Source organism: Acidithrix ferrooxidans, from assembly GCF_000949295.1.
GTDB lineage: Bacteria > Actinomycetota > Acidimicrobiia > Acidimicrobiales > Acidimicrobiaceae > Acidithrix > Acidithrix ferrooxidans.
Genome location: NZ_JXYS01000088.1, coordinates 25118 through 31717, shown reverse-complemented (window position 1 = coordinate 31717; position 6600 = coordinate 25118). Strand labels below are relative to the sequence as shown.

Genomic DNA, 6600 nt, shown 5'->3' with positions numbered 1-6600 from the left:
AGCTTGACTGCGAGACTTACAAGTCGAGCAGATGCGAAAGCAGGGCATAGTGATCCGGCGGTAGCGTGTGGAAGCGCCGTCGCTCAACGGATAAAAGGTACCCCGGGGATAACAGGCTCATCTTCCCCAAGAGTCCATATCGACGGGAAGGTTTGGCACCTCGATGTCGGCTCGTCGCATCCTGGGGCTGTAGTAGGTCCCAAGGGTTGGGCTGTTCGCCCATTAAAGCGGTACGCGAGCTGGGTTTAGAACGTCGTGAGACAGTTCGGTCCCTATCCGATGCAGCCGCAGGAGACCTGAGGAAGGCTGTCCCTAGTACGAGAGGACCGGGACGGACGTAGCTCTTGTGTGCCAGTTGTCCCGCCAGGGGCATGGCTGGTTAGCAACCTACGGAAGGGATAAGCGCTGAAAGCATATAAGCGCGAAGCTCTTTCCAAGATGAGGTCTCCCACAGGGTTAACCTGGTAAGGCCCGTGGCAGACTACCACGTTGATAGGCCGGAAGTGTAAGTGTGGCAACACATTCAGCTGACCGGTACTAATCGGCCGAGGGCTTGGAGCTAAATATAAAGCTCGTGCTCGCTATAGGTAGCTCGATGATTCGAGCAACCAAGATATTCCGGTGGCCATAGCGGCGGGGAAACACCCGTTCCCATTCCGAACACGGAAGTAAAGACTGCCAGCGCCGATGGTACTTGGGGGGCAACTCCCTGGGAGAGTAGGACGCCGCCGGATATATATTTGATAAATGAGCGAAGCTACATTGGTAGCTTCGCTCATTTTGGTTTAATGCGTTTTTGCAGTGGTGGGTTGGTTTTCCTCTTTCGATTCGGCCAAGTCGAGCTTGTGTTTCGCCGGGTCATTTGTCATTCGATTGGCTATTTTGTGCTAAGTTCTTTATTCGGCAGTTCCTATGATGTTAATCGATGTTAGGATAATGTTTACCTAATGTTAATATTATTGGATCGAGTTGATATGCATTATCCAATTGATGTAAGGACTGTCCGGCACTTCAACGGGCACAACCTTGTTGGTACGTTTGTTTTTGCCGCTGTCTCTTTGCTGGTACTTACTGCTTTTATTCAAATAGTTACATGATTGATTATTACGTCGCTAGATCTTTCCCGTAAAGCAATTCTTGAGAGGATTAACTAATCGATACGCCGATAGATCGATTGAATTTTACTGCTTTTTTGTGGTCGCATATTCTGGTTGCAGTCGCGTATTACCCTAGTTGAACGTTCGGTAGTCGCTTAGGTCTTCTCCTGGTTAGCAGATTTCTTGGCAATTGTGCGTTTTGGAGGTTTGTTCAAAGGGCAGAGGACGGGGGTTTTTTGCGTTTCTGGACCCCATTGATTTATGTGCGCTTTGTGTGCCGATTGGGCTATTGGGTACTGATTTGGATTTTTCGGTTCTGCCGTTAAAGCGGTTAGATTTGTTTTTTTATAAATCTCTTTTGAATGAATTTTACCCTTTATTTGTTTTTTCTAGGGCTGTTTGTTTGTGCTCCTATTCCTAGTTGGTTTTTAGGGGTTGTTTCATTTGAGATTGAAGCATGCGCTAGGGTTGGCTATGAGTGATTTTGTTCGGGTCTGTAATGATGATCGTGTTCTGAGGGAGGTTGGCGATGGGGTCTTTGCCTACATTCAGAGCGACGGTAGTTGGTATATCAATTAATCAGGGTTGATAGTCGGGGAATACGGCCAAGGGGTTATGGTGGATACTACTTGTACCAAGCCACGAATCGATCGGCTGCTTTTGGCCTTTTCCTTCCTTTTTGGAAGTCGCTATAGCGCATTGATCAATACGCATTTTCTTGGTTACCATACCAATTGGAATGATTTTGTCGATACGGAACACGTATTAGCTCATGAGAACTGTCGTCAGGAGATGGCCTTTTCGGAGTAACTTCCTCCTGATGATAACTCTAATGAAGTCCATTGGGGTAAGATCACAAAGCGCTCGCCCGATATTATATTTAGTGACCGCGCTACAGTCTGTTTGGAAGATCTCAGTGTTGATTTGATTCATTTAGGTTTTCCAGCTCTCACTATAGGCCATGTGGTGGTCTATCGACCTGAGAGTAAAGTTTTGGTTGCCGGTGTGATTTGGCCTTTAATAAAGGTACCTCTTTTGCGTTAATGGGATCGGTTGCTGGATGGTTATCGACAATTGATGCTCTCAAGGACCTTGATTTTGGCGTTGTGGTCCCTGGACGTGGTCCAATCGGTGACGGACGAATATTTACGAGTTGTCGTTAGTATTTTGAGTTTGTGGCTGTGGGTGCACGCGATGCGCTTGCTAACAGGGTTTCCTTACTACAAGCTGCTCTCGAATTTAATTTAGGTGACTTTGGTTCGCTTTTAGATAAAGAGAGAATTGTTGGTAGTTTGTATCGAGCGATGGCCGACTATGTCCTTCTAACTCCTTTGCCTTGACCTACGCAGAAGTAACTCGCGACACTATTACCTACAATCGCGGTCGCCCTCTCTCTCTTGCTTTGGCTAATGTTGGGCTTTCCCATAAGGAGTGGATCTTTGAATGGTAATGGCGCGGCGCCCTTGTTTTTCCAATATTTAGATTGCTCTTTGGCGCCATAGTGGCCGGAGTGACCGATGGCTCATCATCTCATGATTTTGACCGATCAGCGTCGAAGAGGTACCAGCAAGTGGTCAGCTTGGCGTTGAAATCTTGCAATCAGACCCTATTCCAAATGTTTTAGGTGCTCCGGGTTGTTTACTGTGGGTCTTTTGTCATGGTTCTTTTGTCAATTGTGCTTCTGGTGCAGCGTTTCTTGGTTTCGGTGTTTTGGACGAAGCGCTTCTGGTTTTGTTTTTTCATCTAGAAGAGTACGCAGAGTTAGTTATTTAAAGGTGCGTGGCGAGGTTGACGCCTGGGTTTGAATTCCGATTTATTTAGTTAGCTAGAGCTTCACCGAGGTTGCGCACGAAGAGGTTCGGGGTATCAGAGAGGTGTTTTCGGGTCTGATTGCATCTGGTGATTTGCTAGTTCGGCATAGTTGGACGTTACGGCTAGGAGAGGATGTGTAACGTCCAACTTGCTTTTATATGAGGTTTGGGTTCTTTAATGCGTGTGGTCGTGACTTTGAGCTTTTTCAATCTTTGAACGCACATCGTCCATGTCTATCTCTTTTATCTGAGATATCAGGCTAGCTAAGGCGCTAGCAGGAAGCGCTCCGGGTTGCGAGTAAAGAAGTACCTGGTCACGAAAGGCCATTAGAGTAGGTATCGATTGAATCTGGAACGAGGCAGCAAGCTGCTGCTGATCTTCGGTATCCACCTTGGCAAAGACGATATCTGGGTGTTCCTTAGATGCGGCTTCAAAGACTGGGGCAAACGAACGACAAGGTCCGCACCAAGCTGCCCAGAAATCTATGAGCACGATATCGTTGTTTTTTATTGTCTCTTCAAATTTATCTACTGTTAGTGCGAGGGTAGACATAGTGACCTTTCCTAAGATTCCTTTGTAGACTGTAACCATTATACCCCTAAGGGTATTCCAATAGTGGGCTTGGAGTTGATCTAGTTAATAATTATCGCAGATGCGCAATCGATGGCCTATTTATGATCCAGCGTTGGTTGGTGCGATGAATGTTCGATGTGTCTTCGGCGGGGCAATCTGGGCCAGCCTTTCTGGGGTAACTTATTTTTTCGCAATAACTTCAGATCTGTCGTTGGTTGCTGGGGTTCGAAACGAAGTTTCATTGCGTGGCGAATGCTAAGTTGCCATGGAGTGCGAATGGTTCGATGTTTGTAACTTTCTCGGGGGCTCTATTTTGATGAGGGACCGGATGTTGTCCGATAATAAATTTATTTTTTTCACCTTATATACTCTGGTTGTCTATTGATCTTCCACATGAGGAAGGCTAACACACAGCTTTTGATCATGTTTTTTTAAGATTTTTGGTTAAACATGAAGTGGTGAGTAGTGGCGTTAGTCGCGGATTCGGAGGTTTGTTTTGGGTAGTTTTTTGATCACCGGTGTCTCCGGATTTTTAGGCTCCAGCCTCGCTGAAAGGTTGCTCGCGGATGGCCATCGGGTTTTAGGCGTGGATGTTACGCCCAACACTTCGACAAAGAGGATACTTTCACATGACCTTCGAGGTAGCGGTGTCGAGGAGATGTTTACCTATTGTGAGGCGGATCTCACGGTCGATGACATCGGAGAGCTATTGGGTGGTGTTGACTGCCTCTTTCATCTAGCTGGTAATTCGGATCAACGGATCGATATTGATCACTTTCCTCGGGTCTTGGCAGATAACACCATAGCTACTTCAATGTTAGCCAAGGCGCTCGCCCGCTGTGATTGGCCCATAAGGGTTGTGAATGCCTCTTCATGGCGGGTTTATGGCCACTATGATTTGCGATTAATCGATGAGCATATGAGATGCGGACCCCGAGATATTGTGGGTCACACTAAGTTTCAAGCAGAGCGGATACTTTCCGGTTTGGATTTGCCGACGGTTTCGGTACTATCCTTGCGATTTTTCCCTTTGTATGGTGTTGGCGATGCGCCCGGCTCGTTGATCTCTCGACTAATCAGTGAGACTCTCGCTAGAGGGTACTTGATGGCACCTCGAGACCTAACTCTGACTCGAGATTTGACCTATATCGACGATGCGGTTAGCGCGCTTATCTGTGCCGCTAGATCGAAATATGTAGGCGCTGTAAATGTTGGTGGTGGACCAGTAGCCTTTTTGCAACTGGCTGATCTCCTCGAAGGTGCACTTGCTTGTCCAATTGAAGTTCGCTCCAACAAGGACGACTATTTGGATTTTCCAACACCTATAGCAAATGTTAATAGTGCGAAATATAATCTGAGATACATTCCAACGGTAAGGCTTGTTGATGGTATCTCAAGGATGTGTGCAGATCTGACCATGCGAGGGACCTCTGATGCTCTATCTTTGACTCCCTCGGCTTCTTGAAGTTAGCATTTTCGGGTAATTTAGAACAAGGGCAGTAGCTGGGAACTCTGCACAAGGCTCGGATCGGGTCTCCGTGGTGGGCCCAACGCCTTATCTATTTGATAAACTCAACCTTTTTTGTTAGTGCATTGACCCTGCGATGACCTACACTATGGCAAAAGGCGACAAGTCGACCCTTTGAGTTGCTAAGTTGGTTGTTAGCTAGTAGGGATAGACGAAGCAAGGAGTTCTGTTGGCGCGTTCTGTTGACATCGAGTCCAAATCAACATCTTTGGACGTTGACCTACTTCCTAAATGGTTGCCATGGGCCATCTTTATCCTGAGCTTGGTAGGTGTCGCAATCTCCTCGTACCTCGTTTATGCACATTTCACGACCACTGCGGTGTTGGCTTGTCCTGAAAATGGAACGATCAATTGTGCAAAGGTGACGACTTCGGCTCAATCGTATTTTCTTGGAATTCCGGTTTCCATGTTGGGGCTTGGGTTTTTTATCGTCTATTCGATTGTTAATTTTCCTCTCTTTTTTTCGAGACGAAATTTGCTTTATTTGCGAACGGCGATGAGCATCGCATCGATCGCCTTTGTGCTGTGGTTGGTCTACGCTGAATTGCTGGTTATCAACGCGATCTGCCTTTGGTGTAGCGGAGTTCATATTGTGACTTTGGCGATCTTCCTGGGTGTTCTTTACTCTTTTTCGATACTTAAGGGCTCTAGCCGACCCGCTTGATCTCGTTAGTCCTACAGCCGGAAATTGAATATGAATGCTTGTCTTCTTCTATAACATGATGCGACCATTTCAGGTAAACCAAGGGGTTCTAGGGGTAACAAACCCCTGGGTTGATCTTTAAATTTGGCTTTTGTATTAAGGTGTTTTTGAAGATGAGACCCTTATGGGCGAGTATTTCGCAAATTCTTCCTCCCAAGTTCCTCTAATGGACTCTTAGGATCTGAGTCAATGATTAACGACGGCTTTCGAGATTCGAGCGAAGATGAGCGACGTGCCGAGATTATTGCGCGTTTGCGTGACCTCTATCCCGGTACGGCTCGCGAACTTTGCGAATTGGACTTTAGCACACCTTTTCAGCTGCTAGCTGCGACTATTCTCTCTGCTCAATGCACAGACAAACGCGTCAACATGGTAACGCCAAAACTTTTTGAAAGTTATGGTACGCCTACCTTGCTTGCAAGTGCGGATATCGTTGACGTCGAGGAGATCATCAAGAGCACGGGGTTCTACCATAATAAGGCAAAAAATTTGATCGCGATGGCCCGCTCCGTCCTTGAGGGCGGTGGTGAGCTACCCAATGAAATGGAGGGTCTCTCCTCTCTGGCTGGTGTCGGGAGAAAGACCGCCAATGTTGTATTGTCTGTAGCCTTCGACAAGCCGGGCCTTCCTGTTGATACACATGTGATGCGACTCTCCAAGTTATTGGGCTTTACCACTTTGTCGGATCCCGTAAAGATCGAGCTTGAACTCAATGAGATGGTTCCACCACGGGATCGAGGGGCCTTGAGCCTTCGAATGATACTTCACGGTAGGGCTGTATGTGTAGCTAGAAAACCCAGATGCCATGCATGTGCATTGGCTGATCTGTGCCCAGCTTTCATAGCCTTAGCTAAAGATTGACCTCCTATTGAATGACCTTGGGTAGC

At 47.0% G+C, this 6600-nt stretch carries 5 protein-coding genes and 2 rRNA genes; 6 read left to right on the top strand and 1 reads right to left on the bottom strand.

What is annotated here, in order from left to right:
- The 3 genes from AXFE_RS13725 to AXFE_RS13715 all read left to right on the top strand — a co-directional run.
- Positions 1–562, top strand: a 23S ribosomal RNA gene (locus tag AXFE_RS13725); the annotation flags it as partial.
- Positions 563–617: 55 nt separating this feature from the next.
- Positions 618–734: ribosomal RNA gene (rrf, locus tag AXFE_RS13720) — 5S ribosomal RNA — on the top strand.
- A gap of 978 nt (positions 735–1712) precedes the next feature.
- The gene (locus AXFE_RS13715) at positions 1713–1907 is read left to right on the top strand and encodes an MBL fold metallo-hydrolase (RefSeq protein WP_152626098.1); all 195 of its coding nucleotides are present in this window, start codon (positions 1713–1715) and stop codon (positions 1905–1907) included.
- A gap of 1176 nt (positions 1908–3083) precedes the next feature.
- Here the strand turns inward: AXFE_RS13715 and trxA are convergent.
- The gene (gene trxA, locus AXFE_RS13705; RefSeq protein WP_052606526.1) at positions 3084–3461 is read right to left on the bottom strand and encodes a thioredoxin; all 378 of its coding nucleotides are present in this window, start codon (positions 3459–3461) and stop codon (positions 3084–3086) included.
- A gap of 517 nt (positions 3462–3978) precedes the next feature.
- On the opposite strand from trxA, the gene AXFE_RS13695 reads away from it, so the two are divergent.
- The 3 genes from AXFE_RS13695 to nth all read left to right on the top strand — a co-directional run bounded on the left by AXFE_RS13695 (position 3979) and on the right by nth (position 6574).
- The gene (locus AXFE_RS13695) at positions 3979–4947 is read left to right on the top strand and encodes an NAD-dependent epimerase/dehydratase family protein (RefSeq protein WP_052606517.1); all 969 of its coding nucleotides are present in this window, start codon (positions 3979–3981) and stop codon (positions 4945–4947) included.
- 232 nt (positions 4948–5179) lie between these two features.
- A complete protein-coding gene (locus AXFE_RS13690) occupies positions 5180–5674 on the top strand; it encodes a vitamin K epoxide reductase family protein (RefSeq protein WP_052606516.1) in 495 nt (164 codons plus the stop codon).
- A 228-nt stretch (positions 5675–5902) separates the two neighbouring features.
- Positions 5903–6574 (top strand): endonuclease III, encoded by a 672-nt coding sequence (gene nth / locus AXFE_RS13685; protein WP_052606515.1) that lies wholly within the window; start codon positions 5903–5905, stop codon positions 6572–6574.
- Positions 6575–6600: the final 26 nt, after the last annotated feature.